Origin of the sequence: Citrobacter sp. Cb031 (assembly GCF_030336725.1) — a bacterium.
Lineage (GTDB): Bacteria > Pseudomonadota > Gammaproteobacteria > Enterobacterales > Enterobacteriaceae > Citrobacter > Citrobacter braakii.
Genome location: NZ_JAOWDA010000019.1, coordinates 401,658 through 416,988, shown reverse-complemented (window position 1 = coordinate 416,988; position 15,331 = coordinate 401,658). Strand labels below are relative to the sequence as shown.

Annotated in this window: 12 protein-coding genes; 4 read left to right on the top strand and 8 right to left on the bottom strand. The window is 53.7% G+C overall.

Going from position 1 to position 15,331, the window contains the following annotated elements; genetic code table 11:
* Positions 1-66 precede the first annotated feature (66 nt).
* From fruA to fruB, 3 genes are read right to left on the bottom strand one after another with little or no spacing between them, the layout of a single operon-like run.
* Complete coding sequence (fruA, locus tag OGV93_RS03190; RefSeq protein ID WP_016153736.1) at positions 67-1,755, bottom strand: PTS fructose transporter subunit IIBC; 1,689 nt, start codon at positions 1,753-1,755, stop codon at positions 67-69.
* A gap of 16 nt (positions 1,756-1,771) precedes the next feature.
* Complete coding sequence (gene fruK / locus OGV93_RS03185) at positions 1,772-2,710, bottom strand: 1-phosphofructokinase (RefSeq protein WP_003834544.1); 939 nt, start codon at positions 2,708-2,710, stop codon at positions 1,772-1,774.
* On the bottom strand, positions 2,710-3,840 hold the full coding sequence (gene fruB / locus OGV93_RS03180) for a fused PTS fructose transporter subunit IIA/HPr protein (RefSeq protein ID WP_287109360.1): 1,131 nt from the start codon (positions 3,838-3,840) through the stop codon (positions 2,710-2,712). Before fruB ends, fruK begins: the two co-directional genes overlap by 1 nt.
* Before the next feature lie 368 nt (positions 3,841-4,208).
* Between fruB and setB the strand changes: the two genes are divergently transcribed.
* The gene (gene setB, locus OGV93_RS03175; RefSeq protein WP_016153738.1) at positions 4,209-5,390 is read left to right on the top strand and encodes a sugar efflux transporter SetB; all 1,182 of its coding nucleotides are present in this window, start codon (positions 4,209-4,211) and stop codon (positions 5,388-5,390) included.
* Here setB and OGV93_RS03170 read toward each other — a convergent pair.
* A complete protein-coding gene (locus tag OGV93_RS03170; protein WP_287109359.1) occupies positions 5,387-5,641 on the bottom strand; it encodes a YkgJ family cysteine cluster protein in 255 nt (84 codons plus the stop codon). The two genes, setB and OGV93_RS03170, sit on opposite strands and share 4 nt — an antisense overlap.
* A gap of 157 nt (positions 5,642-5,798) precedes the next feature.
* On the opposite strand from OGV93_RS03170, the gene yeiP reads away from it, so the two are divergent.
* Positions 5,799-6,371, top strand: a complete 573-nt coding sequence (yeiP, locus tag OGV93_RS03165) for an elongation factor P-like protein YeiP (RefSeq protein ID WP_016153740.1) — start codon at positions 5,799-5,801, stop codon at positions 6,369-6,371.
* Between the two features lie 56 nt (positions 6,372-6,427).
* Here the strand turns inward: yeiP and torD are convergent, their stop codons facing one another.
* From torD to torC, 3 genes are read right to left on the bottom strand one after another with little or no spacing between them, the layout of a single operon-like run.
* Positions 6,428-7,060 carry a molecular chaperone TorD gene (torD, locus tag OGV93_RS03160; RefSeq protein WP_016156990.1) on the bottom strand — a complete coding sequence of 211 codons (633 nt, stop codon included), beginning with the start codon at positions 7,058-7,060 and terminating at the stop codon, positions 6,428-6,430.
* Positions 7,050-9,548, bottom strand: a complete 2,499-nt coding sequence (gene torA, locus OGV93_RS03155) for a trimethylamine-N-oxide reductase TorA (RefSeq protein WP_287109358.1) — start codon at positions 9,546-9,548, stop codon at positions 7,050-7,052. The genes torD and torA overlap by 11 nt, the downstream gene beginning before the upstream one ends.
* Before the next feature lie 3 nt (positions 9,549-9,551).
* The gene (torC, locus tag OGV93_RS03150; RefSeq protein ID WP_287109357.1) at positions 9,552-10,691 is read right to left on the bottom strand and encodes a pentaheme c-type cytochrome TorC; all 1,140 of its coding nucleotides are present in this window, start codon (positions 10,689-10,691) and stop codon (positions 9,552-9,554) included.
* A 165-nt stretch (positions 10,692-10,856) separates the two neighbouring features.
* Here torC and pdxR point away from each other — a divergent pair, with 165 nt between their 5' ends.
* Entirely contained in the window at positions 10,857-12,329 is a 1,473-nt protein-coding gene (gene pdxR / locus OGV93_RS03145; protein ID WP_046275464.1) for a MocR-like pyridoxine biosynthesis transcription factor PdxR, read from the top strand.
* A 45-nt stretch (positions 12,330-12,374) separates the two neighbouring features.
* Here pdxR and uxuA read toward each other — a convergent pair whose 3' ends face one another.
* On the bottom strand, positions 12,375-13,565 hold the full coding sequence (uxuA, locus tag OGV93_RS03140; protein WP_016156994.1) for a mannonate dehydratase: 1,191 nt from the start codon (positions 13,563-13,565) through the stop codon (positions 12,375-12,377).
* 202 nt (positions 13,566-13,767) lie between these two features.
* On the opposite strand from uxuA, the gene OGV93_RS03135 reads away from it, so the two are divergent.
* Positions 13,768-15,234, top strand: a complete 1,467-nt coding sequence (locus OGV93_RS03135; RefSeq protein WP_287109356.1) for a mannitol dehydrogenase family protein — start codon at positions 13,768-13,770, stop codon at positions 15,232-15,234.
* The last annotated feature ends 97 nt before the right edge of the window (positions 15,235-15,331 follow it).

Sequence of the window (15,331 nt, the reverse complement as noted above, 5' to 3'; positions counted from 1 at the left end):
AGCCAGGCAGATTTAATGGATAAAAAAAGGGGCAGAGAAATCTCTGCCCCGGATGTCAGCGTTAAATCAGGCCGCCTTTGCCACAACCTCTGCTTCCGGGCGTTTCAGCACCGCGTAGGAGAGACCGGCTACCAGCGTACCGGCAATAATGGCCAGCAGGTATCCAACCACCGGAGTGATTGCGCCAGGGATTAACAGCACGAACAGACCGCCGTGCGGCGCCATCAGCTTAGCCCCCACCGCCATCGAGATAGCCCCGGTAATCGCGCCGCCAACGATACAACAAGGCAGAACGCGCATCGGGTCACGGGCAGCGAATGGGATAGCCCCTTCGGTAATAAAGCACAGGCCCAATACCAGCGCAGCTTTACCGCCTTCCTGCTGCGCTTTATCGAACTTACGACGCGCCACCAGCGTTGCCAGGCCCAGGGCCAGCGGAGGCACCATACCCGCCGCCATAATCGCCGCCATCGGCGCATAGGTTTGCGTACTAAGCAGCCCCACACCGAAAGCATACGCCGCTTTGTTAACCGGACCGCCCATATCGGTACACATCATGCCGCCAAGAATTGCCCCAAGCAGCACCGCGTTCGCGGTTCCCATGGTTTGCAGCCAGTGGGTCAGACCTTCCAGAATGCCCGCCACTGGTTTACCGATCAGGTAGATCATGGCCAGACCAACCACCAGGCTTGAGAGCAGCGGAATGATCAGGATCGGTTTCAGCGCTTCCATACTCTGCGGGAGTTTCAGCTTCGTGCTGATAAGCTTCGCCACATAACCGGCAAGGAAACCGGCAATAATCCCGCCAATAAAGCCGGAACCGGTGCTCACCGCCAGCATACCGCCGATAAGACCAGGCGTCAGACCCGGACGGTCAGCGATGGAAAACGCGATGTAGCCCGCCAGAACCGGCACCATCAGCGCGAAAGCTGAACCACCGCCAATCTGCATCAGCGCCGCCGCCAGCGTACCCTGCTCCTTGAACGCTTCGATACCAAAAGCGAATGAGAGTGCAATACACAGACCGCCAGCAACCACCATCGGCAGCATGTAGGATACGCCCGTCAGCAGGTGACGATACGCGCCAGCGCTCTCTTTCTTACCTTCAGTGGTTGCAGACTGCGCTTTGCCGGCTGGCTGGTACGGCGTTGCTTCTTCCAGCGCTTTATCCAGCTCCTGCTTCGTTTTCTTCAGCGCAAGGCCAGTAGAAGTACGGTACATTGGTTTTCCGGCAAACTTCGCCAGATCAACTTCAATGTCAGCCGCCACAATCACCAGATCCGCCTGAGCCACCTCTTCCGGCGTAATGGCATTGCCTGCGCCAACAGACCCACGGGTTTCAACCTTCACCCACCAGCCACGTTTTTTCGCTTCTGTTTCAATAGCTTCAGCGGCCATAAACGTATGGGCAACGCCAGTTGGACAAGCCGTCACCGCCACCACGCGTTTTGGACCGCTACTGGCCACGGACGCTGTCGCAACCGGAGCGCTATAAGGTTTTGCGTGGCCTTTCGCTTCGCTGAGGAAAAGTTCAGGATGCGCAACCGCACGACCAATATCGCCCAGCCAGACTTTTTTGCCGTTCAGCGAACTGTCGGCAGGAAGCGTGTCGCCCAGAACAATTGCCAGTTCGGCATCATTAGGATTATCAATAATTTCCAGATGTGCTTTCTGCGCCGCCGCTCCAAGCAGGGTTTTCGCCATATAAGCGCGAGCCTGGCCGAGATTAGCGTCAATAATCAGCAGCGTTTTCATTATGCCTCTCCTGCTGTCAGTTAAACGGTTTTAAGTCGACACGCGCCATCATTGCGGCCAACTGAGGACGATCGGTAATGCCCACATTGCTTTGGCTTACCGCCAGGGCGGCAACAGCGGTTGCCAGACGCAGGGTGTGTTCACTGGATTCACGCATCAGCAGGCCGTAAATCAGGCCGCCAACCATTGAATCACCCGCGCCTACGGTGCTTACCACCTCGACTGACGGCGGTTTAGCAATCCACTCACCCGAAGCGTTAACCCACAGCGCACCTTCCGCGCCAAGTGAAATCACCACGTGAGCAATACCCTGCTCGCGCAACGCATGTGCAGCTTCAATCACATCTTTCATTTCTGGCAGCTTACGGCCAGCCCAGATTTCCAGTTCACGACGGTTTGGTTTTACCAGCCACGGCGCCGCTTTCAGACCGGCCACCAGTGCTTCACGACTACTATCAAAGATAATGCAAGGACACTGACTGCGCAGGCGCGTCATCCAGTCGGTGAATGCTTCCGGGCTAACGCCGGTCGGCAAACTGCCGCTGACGCACACCATGTCGAACTGGCCCAGCCAGCTCAGCGAGTCATTCACAAAGCGTTCCCAGTCAGCCGGGGTGACTTCAAAGCCGGAGAAATTGAAATCGGACACTTCGCCGTCTTTTTCGGTCAGCTTGACGTTGATACGCGTACGCCCCTGTACAACCTGAAAACGGTTGGCGATACCCAGCTCGCTGAACAACTGCTGAAAACCATCCTGGTTGTCTTTACCGAGGAAACCACCCACCGTTACATCGATACCTAAATCTTTCAGAACCTTAGCGACGTTAATCCCTTTCCCTGCCGCATGCAGACCGGTCGTTTTAACCAGGTTCACTTCACCGCGTTCAATTTCCGGGCAGAAACCCACCAGATCGTAGGCTGGGTTAAGGGTGATAGTAGCAACACGTCTGCTCATTACGCGCCCTCCCCAAGACCCGCCGCGATGGCTTCGCCAATCGCTTTCAGCGCCTGTTCAGCATCTTCACCCTGGGCGGTAAAGCGCAGGTGATGTCCTTTCTTCACGCCTAATGCCACAACTTTCATCAGACTGCGTCCATTCGCCGGCTTGCCGGTTCCATCAAGATTTGTCACGGTAATTTCACTGTTAAATTGTTTAATCGTATTCACCAGCATGGTGCCCGGGCGGGCGTGTAAACCATGCTCATTGCGCACAATAAATTCGGCGCTCAGTACATCATCAGTTAAGGCATCATCGCTGGTCAGCAGCGCCAACACCGTTGCCGCATCGGCTTTCAACAAACGGTCAGCTTTATTATTCAGCAGCAGATCGCCAAGGCGCTTCAGCACCGCAACCGGTTGTTCGTCATTCATGGCGACGGTCACCAGCAGGGCTGCCGCTTCACCTTGTACATCGAACGCTGTTGCTGCGCGGCTGACCGCAACGGCGCTGCGCGCATTGCCTTCAGCACAGTCATTCAGCCAGATCCCCTGACCGAGATTCATCGGTTGCTCATTAATGGCTCTGACCACAAAGGTGGCGTCAACCGCGCCGACCTCTTTCAGCCGTGCGGCGTTGAGCGCCTGCAGCGTGACCAGCGAGTTGGCAACGACGTCCAGCGACAGCGTTTCGTTATCAAGCTTCAGCTGTTCGCTTTGCTTTTCACCCATCAGCAACGCGCGCAACTCTTCCGCCGTGGTCGCAGATTTCAGCTGTTCAGCGACGGAGTCATCGCTCAGCACATGCGTCAGCTGACGCAGTAAACCGAGGTGCTCATCAGAGCTGGCGGCGATGCCGATTGCCACATAAGCAACCTGCCCTTCACCCCAGATCACGCCCTGCGGAAACTGAAACACCTGCACGCCGGTTTTCAGCACCCGATCGCGCGTGTCCGTCGTACCGTGAGGAATAGCAATACCGTTGCCGAGGAACGTGGACGTCTGTTGTTCACGCGCCAGCATGCCATCGACGTAGCCTTCCGCTACGTTACCTGCCAGCACTAAGGCAGCGGCAACCTGGCGAATAGCCTCTTCTTTATTCCCGGCCTGTTCGCCCGGGTGAATATCCTGAACAGATAACTGGAACATGGTTCTCCTCTCCCGCTGATTTGAAACGATTCAGCTAACATGAGAAAAAAGGCGTCACCTGACTCCATCAGTTATGGCAAGATGACGCTGAAACGTTTCAAGAAGTCTTGCTCTTTTTTCTTCAGCACACAAGTAAAGTTGACAAATTACTTGCTGAATTTAGAGATAACGCACATTTTTTCCGCGGAGGAGAAAAAATTGCTGACGCAAAAACGGCGTCAGCCTGTCAGATTCAGCAGCGTCAGCAAACTGCGTTCTCTGACTGAAATGCTATTTTGATTTTTGATGCCGATTTTGATTTGGCTCCCTGTTTATTTTCTGACAAGCAGCGTAAACTCCGCGTCTCTTCACATTATTGATATCAAAACATGCACAACACCCCCGTAGCCGCCACACCCAAGGCGTTTGATTTAACGTCTTCGGCGTTCCTGCTTGTCGCGTTTCTGACGGGTATCGCCGGTGCGTTGCAGACGCCAACGCTCAGCCTTTTTCTGACGGATGAAGTCCATGCCCGTCCCGGCATGGTCGGGTTCTTTTTTACCGGTAGCGCCGTAATCGGCATTTTGGTGAGTCAGTTTCTGGCCGGACGTTCGGATAAAAAAGGCGATCGCAAAAACCTGATTGTGTTTTGCTGCGTGCTGGGGATGTTGGCCTGCGTGCTGTTCGCCTGGAACCGTAACTATTTTATTCTGCTGTTTGTCGGGGTATTCCTCAGCAGTTTTGGTTCGACCGCCAACCCGCAAATGTTTGCTCTCGCCCGCGAGCACGCCGACCGTACGGGTCGGGAAGCCGTCATGTTCAGCTCGATATTACGTGCGCAGGTTTCGCTGGCCTGGGTGATTGGCCCGCCGCTGGCCTACGCGCTGGCCATGGGGTTTAGCTTTACGGTGATGTACCTCAGCGCGGCGGTGGCGTTTGTTGTCTGCGGCGTAATGGTCTGGCTGTTCTTACCCTCGATGAGTAAAAACGTGCCTCTCGCGACAGGCGCGGTAGAAGCCCCGCGCCGCAATCGACGCGACACGCTGCTGCTGTTTGTTATCTGCACGTTAATGTGGGGGACTAACAGTCTCTATATCATTAATATGCCGTTGTTTATTATCAACGAACTGCATCTGCCGGAAAAGCTGGCGGGCATAATGATGGGAACTGCCGCGGGGCTGGAAATCCCAACCATGTTGATTGCCGGATACTTCGCGAAGCGTCTGGGCAAACGCCTGTTGATGAGAATCGCCGTTGTCGCCGGATTTTTCTTTTATGCCGGCATGCTGTTGGCCCACTCTCCGGCGATATTGCTTGGCTTACAGCTGCTGAACGCGATTTACATCGGCATCCTCGGCGGGATTGGCATGCTCTATTTCCAGGATCTGATGCCGGGACAAGCGGGTTCAGCCACAACTCTCTATACAAATACCATTCGCGTGGGCTGGATTATTGCCGGATCGTTGGCGGGTATTGCCGCTGAAATCTGGAACTATCACGCGGTATTCTGGTTTGCGTTGGTGATGATCGTCGCCACCGTCGCGTGTCTGACGCGCATCAAAGACGTTTAAGGTGCGGTCAGCGCCTCGAGCTCGATGAGATAGACCATGGCCTGGTGCGTCGTCTGTCCGCACATTTCCGCACTGGGCTGTAAACCGGCGCACACTTTTGGCCGCAGAGGCGAAGCAAAAATTTTACAGCGCAGGGATTCATCCAGCTGAACGCATGGTGTATTAGCGGGCTTGCCATCAGGCATGCCGGGGAGGGGACTGGAAATTGAAGGCGCGGTGCAACATGCACCACAATCCGGACGGCATTCCATACAGTACTCTCTTTATCGTAAACCATCGGATTGTGCAGGAAGCGCACAGTAACACCTTTTTTGCACCAGCAAAAGCATCAATTCCGCTTGCCTGAATGCCCCGGCGCGAGTAGTTTTACGCGATATTTTAGACACTCCTCATTACAGGATTTTTTCGATGCCAAGAGCGAACGAAATTAAAAAAGGTATGGTACTGAATTACAACGGCAAACTGCTGATTGTAAAAGATATTGATATTCAATCACCAACCGCACGTGGCGCCGCCACGCTGTACAAAATGCGTTTTTCTGATGTTCGTACCGGTCTTAAAGTTGAAGAGCGCTTTAAAGGTGATGACATCGTTGATACCGTCACCCTGAGCCGTCGTGGCGTTGATTTCTCCTATGTCGATGGCAACGAATACGTCTTCATGGATAAAGAAGACTATACCCCGTATACCTTCACCAAAGACCAGATCGAAGAAGAATTGCTGTTCATCCCGGAAGGCGGAATGCCGGATATGCAGGTACTGACCTGGGACGGTCAGTTGCTGGCGCTTGAACTGCCGCAAACGGTAGACCTGGAAATCGTTGAAACGGCACCGGGCATTAAAGGCGCGTCAGCAAGTGCGCGTAACAAACCAGCGACCATGAGCACCGGTCTGGTTATCCTGGTTCCTGAATATCTGAGTGCAGGTGAAAAAATCCGTATTCATATCGAAGAACGTCGCTATATGGGCCGCGCAGACTAACTTTTCTGCTGCGACACCGGCGAAAAGGGACAGCATTTGCTGTCCCTTTGTTCTTTTCAGCCCTGGCTGCTGAGGTAAAAATCATCCACCAACAGAGATTCCAGATACAGCTCATCCTCACGCATAAAATGCGTTATGACGTTAACCGCCTGAGGATAAACCCCCTCTTCGTCCCGGTGTAAACAACTTTCCCGTAGCAGGGGTGCCCAGCACATAATGTGATGATGCAAAAAGTAATATTGCGCCGATAACGTCTCCTTTTTGGTAACCATTCTCGCCATCAGTGCCAGCTGTACAGCAATATGGTCGGCAGGCTCGTTGTCCTGCGGGGTCAGCCCATACTCGACTAACAGCACATTCATTTCCTTGCGTTCATCAGGCGCGGTCGTATGCGGATAATGCCCCGCATAGGGAGAAACGCCGCCGGGAGGTGCCAGCAAAAACAACGAGGCATAGTCCGCCGCCAGCTCCAGCTGTCGGCTTTCCCGGCGCAGCGCCCGAACGAGACTACGTTCCAGGTTTTTAACATCAACGGATAACCCAGGGATAGCCGTCAACGACGCCAGCCACTTTCGGCTTTCCCCACTTTCCAGACGGATGAGTTGCTCCTCGTCCAGCTCGCGGAACAGCAGTTGCGAAAACCACTGGTACACCGCCGCCCGCTGTCGATGAATGTGATTATGCTGCACTTGCCCCCTCCTCTTTCACAACCTCCGGCCCGCCAAAGCCCGTGACCTGCGGGGCATTCTCCTGGTACCGCTCCACCTCGACCAGCACCGTATGCGCCGAAGGCCCCTGCGCCAGTTGTGATGTACCGATATCCGCACTCAGCACATTCGGATCGCCATAAGTGCATAGTGTGCCCGCTTTCCCGCCTTCCTGCGGCGAATACCACGCGCCTTCATGAATCCGGACGACGCCAGGCGCGTAATCCGGACTGATCACCACCCCGGCCAGCACCTGGCCTCTGGCGTTAAACACGCGCGCAATATCCCCGGCTTTCAAGCCACGTGCGCGGGCATCCGACTGGCTCATGTACAGCGGCTCTCTTCCTGCCACCGCATAGGTGTTACGAAACGCCTCGCTTGAGCACAACTGGGAGTGCAGACGTTTATCCGGATGGCAGGACTGCAGATGCAGCGGATATTTATCTGTTTTGCTGCCATGGGTACGCTCAAAGGGTTCCATCCACACCGGATGCCCCGGGCAGTCCTCGTAGGCAAAGCCCGCGATGGTTTTGCTGTAAATTTCAATCAGACCAGAGGGTGTTCCTAACGGGTTGATATCCGGCTGTTCGCGAAATTCTCCGTGACGCACCCACGGCTTCCCGGCAGGATATTCAATGTATCCTTCGCCCTGCCAGAAACTCTCGAAGTTCGGCATACTCACGCCAAGGGACGCTCCCGTTTTCGCGCCCTCATCATAAATGGCTTTTATCCACTGCATTTCATCCCGCTTTTCGCGGTATGTCTCTTCCTGACCAAAGCGTTTGCACAGACCGGCAAAGACATCAAAGTCATGTCGCGCTTCAAACTGCGGTTTAACCACCTGATGTATCGCCATCAGCCCTTTATTCGAGTGTGTACCGAACTGCTCAATGTCATTACGCTCAAAGCGCGTGGTCACAGGCAGGACGATATCGGCAAAACGACAGGATGCTGTCCACTGATGATCCAGAACGACCACGGTTTCCAGCTTCTTCCACGCTTCGATCATGCGGTTACGATCCTGCTGCGCATGGAACGGATTGGCGGCGCTGAAAATCGCCATTTTGATATCAGGGAAAGTTAATGTTTCACCGTTGAAAGCGATCTTTTTGCCTGGCGCCAGCAGACAATCGATCATTCGCGAGGTAGGAATATGCTCTGAAGCGCCGCGGAAATCCGCTTTGTATTTCGCGGCCGGGGGATTGTTGATGCTCCCGAGGCCGGACAGGACGGGACCGACAGAGGTGACCGTCCCGCCGCCGTTATAGTGCCAGCCAAACCCTACTCCGCCGCCCGGCAAGCCAATTTGGCCAACCATGCTGGCCAGCACCACCAGCATCCACGGATACTGCTCGCCATGGTGCATACGCTGCACGCACCAGCCGCCCATAAACTGTGTCCGGCCTTTGACCAGCAGGCGGGCGAAGTCGCGGATCTGCTCCGCCGTCAGACCGCAGATTTCCGCCGCCCATTCGGCGTTTTTCGGCTGCTTGTCGCTTTCCCCAAGCAGATACGGCAAGAACTGTTCAAAGCCCACGGTATAATCGTTAATGAACGCCACGTCATACAGTTTTTCTTCGAACAGGGTATGCGCCAGCGCCAGCAATAACGCGACATCCGTTTGCGGTCGCAGCGCCAGCTGCTCACAGCCAAGATAGTTTTGCGACTTGCTACGCACCGGATCAACGCTGATAACGCGCTTCTTACCCTGCGCAACCGCTTCTTTAATCTGCTGCCAATAGCCAAACGCATCGTGATCGGGAACCAGGAACTCGATCTGCAGATTCTTGATAGGATCGCAGCCCCACAGCACGATGGTTTGGGTATTTTCGATAACCAGCGGGAGTGACGTTTGCTGCTCGTAAACTTCCAGCGAACCAATCACATGCGGCAAAATGACCTGCGCTGCGGCTGCCGAGTAGTCGCCGACGGTCGTTACATAGCTACCGTGCAAGCCGAGTCCCCGATCCATCGCGCCGCCGGCCTTATGATATTTGCCAACAATTTGCCAGTCCGCCAGCCCGGTAAAGACGCCAGAAGATCCGTAGGTCTTTTGTACCCGCTCCAGCTCTTCATAGAACAGATCCAACGCCTGATCCCAGCTCACACGGACAAAGCGATTATCGCCGCGCTGGTTGCGATCTGACTTTTCACGCTTGCGCAGCCAGTCCAGCCGCACCATCGGGTAGCGCACACGCGATGGGTTGTAGACCACTTCACGCACCGCATTCAGCATATCGCAGGGGTATTTGTCATGTTTGAAGGGGCGGGTATCGACCCATTCACCGTTCACGACTTTGGCTTCAAAAGCGCCAAAGTGCGAGCCAGACTGGATCCATTGCTCCGGGTTTTCACCCGCTGCCCAGACCTTTGAGATCAGTGGATTTGGCCCTAAAGCGCTGACGGCACCGACTGCCAGCATTCCACTTAAAAACCGTCGACGTGACGGATTAAAATCATGAATATCCATAAATTATCCTTTTGGATTGTTAGATTGAGGTATATCGCTGGCGTGAGTCTGGAGATATTTCAACAACGTACGGTCTTCCACCGGATTAAGCCGGTAGTAGGTGGACATGGATTTCAGTCCGGCGATCCAGCCATTCGCGGAATAACGGGTCGGCGGCGGCGTGCTGTGGCAAGCGCTACAGGTGGATTGCAACATCTGATCGGCGTATTGCCAGAGGGGGTCAATATTGTCGGTAAACCCCTCCGCCGAACTCCAGGCCATCACGCTGACCTGCTGCCACTCCTGATGTGACTCCGGATCAACCTGAGTTTGCTCAACCTTCACATTGCTCATCAGCGAGGCATCTAATACGGCAGCAAAAACGCGTTTACCCATATACTGAGTAATCACCCGTCCCCGTCCTTTGCTTTCCCGCCAGCCGGTCAGCTCTATCTGAACGTTTTTTCCTTCTCTTTTCAGCACACGCACTTGCGTTGCCGGGTACAGCATGGCTTTACCTGCCGGACTCTCTGCTGTCGCAGTCAGTGATTTTTCGCCTAACGAATACAGCGTCGTCGCCGTGGGTAACTGCTCTCCCTGACGCTGCAGCTGCTTGTAACGATCGCGAAAACCGCTGCTCATATCGGGTTTGTGATGGGCAATGCCTTTGTGACAATCGATACAGTTACTGTCTTTTGCCGCCGCCGCGGTCATTTGCGCCGCTGCATTTGCCGATTGCTTGCCGTGATCCATCGCCTCGTAGCTATGGCAGGATTTACACGCCGCTGAATTATTCGCGCTCATGCGCGCCCATTCTCGCTGGGCCAACTCCGCCCGCTTTGCGGCAAATTTTTCCGGGGTATCGATCGAAGGAGAGATAAAGGTGTGGTAGAGGTCGTTTAAGGCTTGCGTTTTACGAACCAGCGTTGGGACGATGCCTGGCGGAATATGACAATCCTTACACTCCGCACGCACACCAGAAGCATTACGAAAATGCACGCTGGTTTTATACTCCTCGCCAGATGTGCGCATCGAGTGACACGATAAACAAAACTCGGTAGAACTGGTGTAATGAACGCCTTGCCACGTTCCCCAAATAGCCAGGGTCATTGCTACCGCCCCGGTGAATGCGCACCATAGTGCGTTTTTTCTTATCCACGACATGCTTGCCTCCATTTTTTTAATAGCGACACGCTAAGGGATAATAAAAATCAAAAATAGAGACAGCGAAGGCAGATTATAGGAACAGCATCCACTCTATGAGGTTCGTCAAATAGTAAAGAGCAGAAGTCCGTAATATAATTACCATCTATAAATAAGGAATTTATCATGCTCAAACTGACTCTCGATAGAGAAAGCCGGACTCCGCTGCAGTTGCAGATATTTCAATTTTATTTACAGGCCATTCAGCGGGGGGATTTGCTGTGTGGAGATAAACTCCCCTCTATTCGCGAGCAGGCTCAGGCATTGAACATTGCCAAAATAACGGTGGTGATGGCCTATGATAAGCTGGTGGCGGCTGGATTAATTAAGAGCCGACACGGCATTGGCTATGAGGTGATATTCACCACGCCTGTACGTGTAACCCCAGCGCATGTGTCCGTACCCCAGGGCTCTCCGCCAGTAACACCAAAAGCGGCCGGGGTCTCTACCGATGTTTACGCAGAGCCTGGGCGGGAGTGCTACTGCCGGATGGGCGTCCCCGATCCCAATGCTTTTCCCTGGGCAAGCTGGCGAAAATGGAATAACGCGCCAAGCGTACTTAAAGAGCAATTGTTTACCCGATATCATTCATCAAATGGATTATTTTCACTGCGTGAGCAACTAGCCAGGTACCTTAATTTATCTCGCGGCATTAATACCCGGGCGGAGAACATCATCATTACCAATGGGATTCAGGAAGGATTGTCGCTGCTCAGTCAAATATTTATTGTTCATCATGCCGTCAGTCAGCAAAAAAAGTGCCACGTTGTGGCCGAATCCCCTTGCTATTCTGGCGCATGGCATCTGTTTAATTATTACGGTGCAGACATTACGTCAATTGCTGTAGATAACCACGGGCTGCAAACAGATAAATTACCCGAATATGAAACCCAGCTTTGCTATGTGACTCCGGCTCACCAGTATCCAATGGGAAGCGTCCTTTCGCTGGAGCGCCGTCAGTCATTATTGACGTGGGCGCAGCGCGTCGGCGCTTATATCCTTGAAGACGACTACGATGCTGTTTTTACCTATGGCGAGAACCCCCTTCCTGCACTGAAAGCTATGGATTATCACAACCGGGTTATCTACATGGGGACATTTTCCAAAACGTTGGGGCCGGGAACGCGTCTTGGCTATCTCATTTGTCCTGATGAACTGCTCCCGGCAGTAAAGAATATGAAAGCGCTCAACAACAACGGCAGTCAGTGGCTATTGCAGCAATTTTTAGCCGAATTAATGCAAAATCAGGTGTTTTACTCGCACATCAGCAAGCTGGCCTGCAACTATGCGGCGCGCCTCAATCTGTTACGCGATGGCCTTTCTGTTCTGTTTCCGTCAGGGAAAATCGCTGGCGCAACGGCGGGTCTGCACCTCTCGTTACGCGTTGACAGACACCCAGATATGATAGCCAGGCTGCAACAGCGCTGCCTGCTGGCAGGGATCCGCTTTGACACTCTGCCAGATATTGAAAATGGGTCAGGAGCCGCATGGCGTAGGGAGAACAGCGATGCTGTTATGTTTTTCGGGTTTGGCGGATTGCAGATACAGCAGATCAAAAAGGTGCTGTCGGTACTGGAGCAGGCGCTAGCGCAGCCTTGATGAATTTCAGGGATCGCGCCTGCGGCACAATCCCTGTTGTTAACCTTACAGCAGATCGCGGAACTGCGTTTGTTTTAACGCCAGTTCAACGCCGCGAACTTCCGCCAGCCCTTTCAGGCGACCAATCGCGGAGTAGCCTGGGTTGGTTTTCTTGTGCAGGTCGTCAAGCATCTGGTGTCCGTGATCCGGACGCATCGGGATAGGACGCAAATCGCCCGCCTTTTTACGGCGCTGTTCTTCGCTCAGGATGGCAGCAACCACCGATACCATATCCACATCGCCTTGCAGGTGCGCACCTTCGTGGAAGGTTTTCGGGTTATCTTCACGGCAGGTGGAGCGCAGATGCGTGAAGTGGATTCGATCGCCAAAGGTTTCGATCATTTTCACCAGATCGTTATCGGCGCGCACGCCGTAGGAACCGGTGCACATGGTGAAACCGTTATTGATGCTGTCGACGGTTTCTTTCAGCCACTGCATATCTTCGATAGTCGAAACAATGCGCGGCAGGCCGAGGATCGGACGCGGCGGATCGTCAGGGTGGACAGCCAGACGCACGCCGACTTCTTCCGCCACAGGCACAATCGCCCGCAGGAATACCGCCATATTATCGCGCAGATCGTCTTTGCTGATGCCGTCATATTCAGCGAGACGCGCACGGAACTGATCCAGCGTATAGCCCTCTTCCGCACCGGGCAGGCCGGCAATGATATTGCGGGTCAGCTTTTCGATATCGGCATCGCTCATAGCATTGAAGTAATTCAGCGCCTGGCGTTGTTCTTCTGCGGTGTAATCCGCTGCGGCGCCTGGGCGCTGAAGAATATGCAGTTCGAAGGCCGCAAAAGCAATCTGGTCAAAACGTAGCGCTTTGGAGCCGTCCGGCAGCTGATATTCGAGATCGGTACGTGTCCAGTCGAGGATCGGCATGAAGTTATAGCACACGGTATCGATGCCGCAGGTCGCCAGATTACGGATACTTTGCTGATAATTGGCAATCCACGTTTGATACTGGCCTGAACGCGTTTTGATATCTTCGTGGACAGGAATACTTTCCACCACCGACCAGGTCAGCCCTTTTTCAGCCAGAATAGCCTGACGCTGTTGAATCTCTTCTACCGGCCACACTTCACCGTTGGGAATGTGGTGCAAGGCGGTCACAACACCCGTTGCGCCAGCCTGACGCACATCATCAAGCGATACCGGATCGTTAGGTCCGTACCAACGCCAGGTTTGTTCCATTGTTTCACCCCACAAGTTGTTATACCAAATTAAACTATCTGAATGACGACTACCATACAGCCATCCCGGAGATGTTCAACAGATGGCCTATCATTGATTGATCCAGCTCACATTCCCCGGATAAATGAGGCACACCAATTCAATTTGCTGTCATATAACTTTATACTGCCATTGTTAATTAATGGTTAATCAGGTGTATTTAATGAAAACTATTGCCTCAGCGCCACTGGCGGAAAATGTCATGATGCCGCAGTACGACCGCCAAAAATTAAAAACGCGGATTGTACATTTTGGTTTCGGTGCTTTTCATCGCGCCCATCAGGCGTTATTAACCGACAGGGTGCTGAACGCGCAGGGCGGAGACTGGGGGATTTGCGAGATTAGCCTGTTCAGTGGCGATCGGCTGATGCGTCAGCTTCGCGAACAGGATCATTTATTTACCGTGTTAGAAAAAGGGGCTAACGGCAACCAGCCTATTGTTATCGGTGCCGTTAACGAATGCCTGAACGCCACGCTGGATTCGCTGGCGGCCATTATTGAAAAATTCTGCGAGCCTCAGGTCGCGATTGTCTCGTTAACCATCACGGAAAAAGGCTACTGCATCGATCCGGCAACGGGTTCGTTAGATCTCTCTAATGCGCGTATTATTCACGATCTGCAGACACCGGCTGAACCGCACTCCGCCCCCGGTATTATCGTTGAAGCGCTGCACCGCCGACGTGAACGTGGGCTGCAGCCGTTTACCGTCCTCTCCTGCGATAACATCCCGGACAATGGTCATGTGATAAAAAATGCCGTACTGGGGATGGCGGAAAAACGCTCTCCTGAGCTGGCGCACTGGATCCAGGAACACGTCAGTTTCCCGGGTACTATGGTGGATCGGATTGTTCCCGCCGCCACCGAAGAGTCGCTGGCTGAAATCGCCCGTGAGCTGGGCGTTGCCGATCCTTGCGCAATCAGCTGCGAGCCGTTTATTCAGTGGGTGATTGAAGACAACTTTGTCTGTGGTCGTCCGCAATGGGAAACCGCGGGTGTCCAGATGGTTGAAAACGTCTTGCCGTGGGAACAAATGAAACTGCGGATGCTGAACGGCAGCCATTCGTTTCTCGCTTATCTCGGCTATCTGGCCGGATTCCAGCACATCAGCGACTGTATGCAGGATAGCGCATTTCGTGAAGCCGCTTACCGGCTAATGCTCACCGAACAGGCCCCCACGCTGCAAATTACCGATGTTGATTTAAACCAGTATGCCTTAAGCCTGCTGGACCGCTTTGCCAATCCGGCGCTGAAACACAAAACCTGGCAAATCGCGATGGATGGTAGCCAGAAATTACCCCAGCGAATGCTGGAAGGGATCCGCGTGCATTTAGCACGTCAAAGCGAGTGGCCGCTGTTGGCGCTCGGCATCGCAGGCTGGATGCGCTACGTGAGCGGTGTGGATGATTCAGGCGCTACGATTGATATTCGTGACCCGCTCAGTGAGAAAATTGCCGCTCTGGTGGCACAGAGCACTGAATCAGAACGCGTCAGCGCCCTGCTTTCGCTGCATGAGATTTTCGCCGCCGATCTCGTACAGAATCCGCAGTTTGTCGCGGTCATTCAGCAGGCCTGGCAACGTATTGCCCAATACGGTGCACATCAGGCTGTCATTGAAACGTTAAAAAATTAACGATTTCTGCCATTAAACAGGACGAAGCACGTCTTCGTCCCCTCCCCCCTTCTCTTTTTCCCCATTTTTCGCCAGGATTGTTAAATGCCATTACGGT

Excerpts from the sequence above, each read along its gene's own strand:
- fruA (WP_016153736.1), bottom strand. The coding sequence starts at position 1,755 with ATGAAAACGCTGCTGATTATTGACGCTAATCTCGGCCAGGCTCGCGCT.
- fruK (WP_003834544.1), bottom strand. The coding sequence starts at position 2,710 with ATGAGCAGACGTGTTGCTACTATCACCCTTAACCCAGCCTACGATCTG.
- fruB (WP_287109360.1), bottom strand. The coding sequence starts at position 3,840 with ATGTTCCAGTTATCTGTTCAGGATATTCACCCGGGCGAACAGGCCGGG.
- setB (WP_016153738.1), top strand. The coding sequence starts at position 4,209 with ATGCACAACACCCCCGTAGCCGCCACACCCAAGGCGTTTGATTTAACG.
- OGV93_RS03170 (WP_287109359.1), bottom strand. The coding sequence starts at position 5,641 with ATGGAATGCCGTCCGGATTGTGGTGCATGTTGCACCGCGCCTTCAATT.
- yeiP (WP_016153740.1), top strand. The coding sequence starts at position 5,799 with ATGCCAAGAGCGAACGAAATTAAAAAAGGTATGGTACTGAATTACAAC.
- torA (WP_287109358.1), bottom strand. The coding sequence starts at position 9,548 with ATGGATATTCATGATTTTAATCCGTCACGTCGACGGTTTTTAAGTGGA.
- torC (WP_287109357.1), bottom strand. The coding sequence starts at position 10,691 with ATGTCGTGGATAAGAAAAAACGCACTATGGTGCGCATTCACCGGGGCG.
- pdxR (WP_046275464.1), top strand. The coding sequence starts at position 10,857 with ATGCTCAAACTGACTCTCGATAGAGAAAGCCGGACTCCGCTGCAGTTG.
- uxuA (WP_016156994.1), bottom strand. The coding sequence starts at position 13,565 with ATGGAACAAACCTGGCGTTGGTACGGACCTAACGATCCGGTATCGCTT.
- OGV93_RS03135 (WP_287109356.1), top strand. The coding sequence starts at position 13,768 with ATGAAAACTATTGCCTCAGCGCCACTGGCGGAAAATGTCATGATGCCG.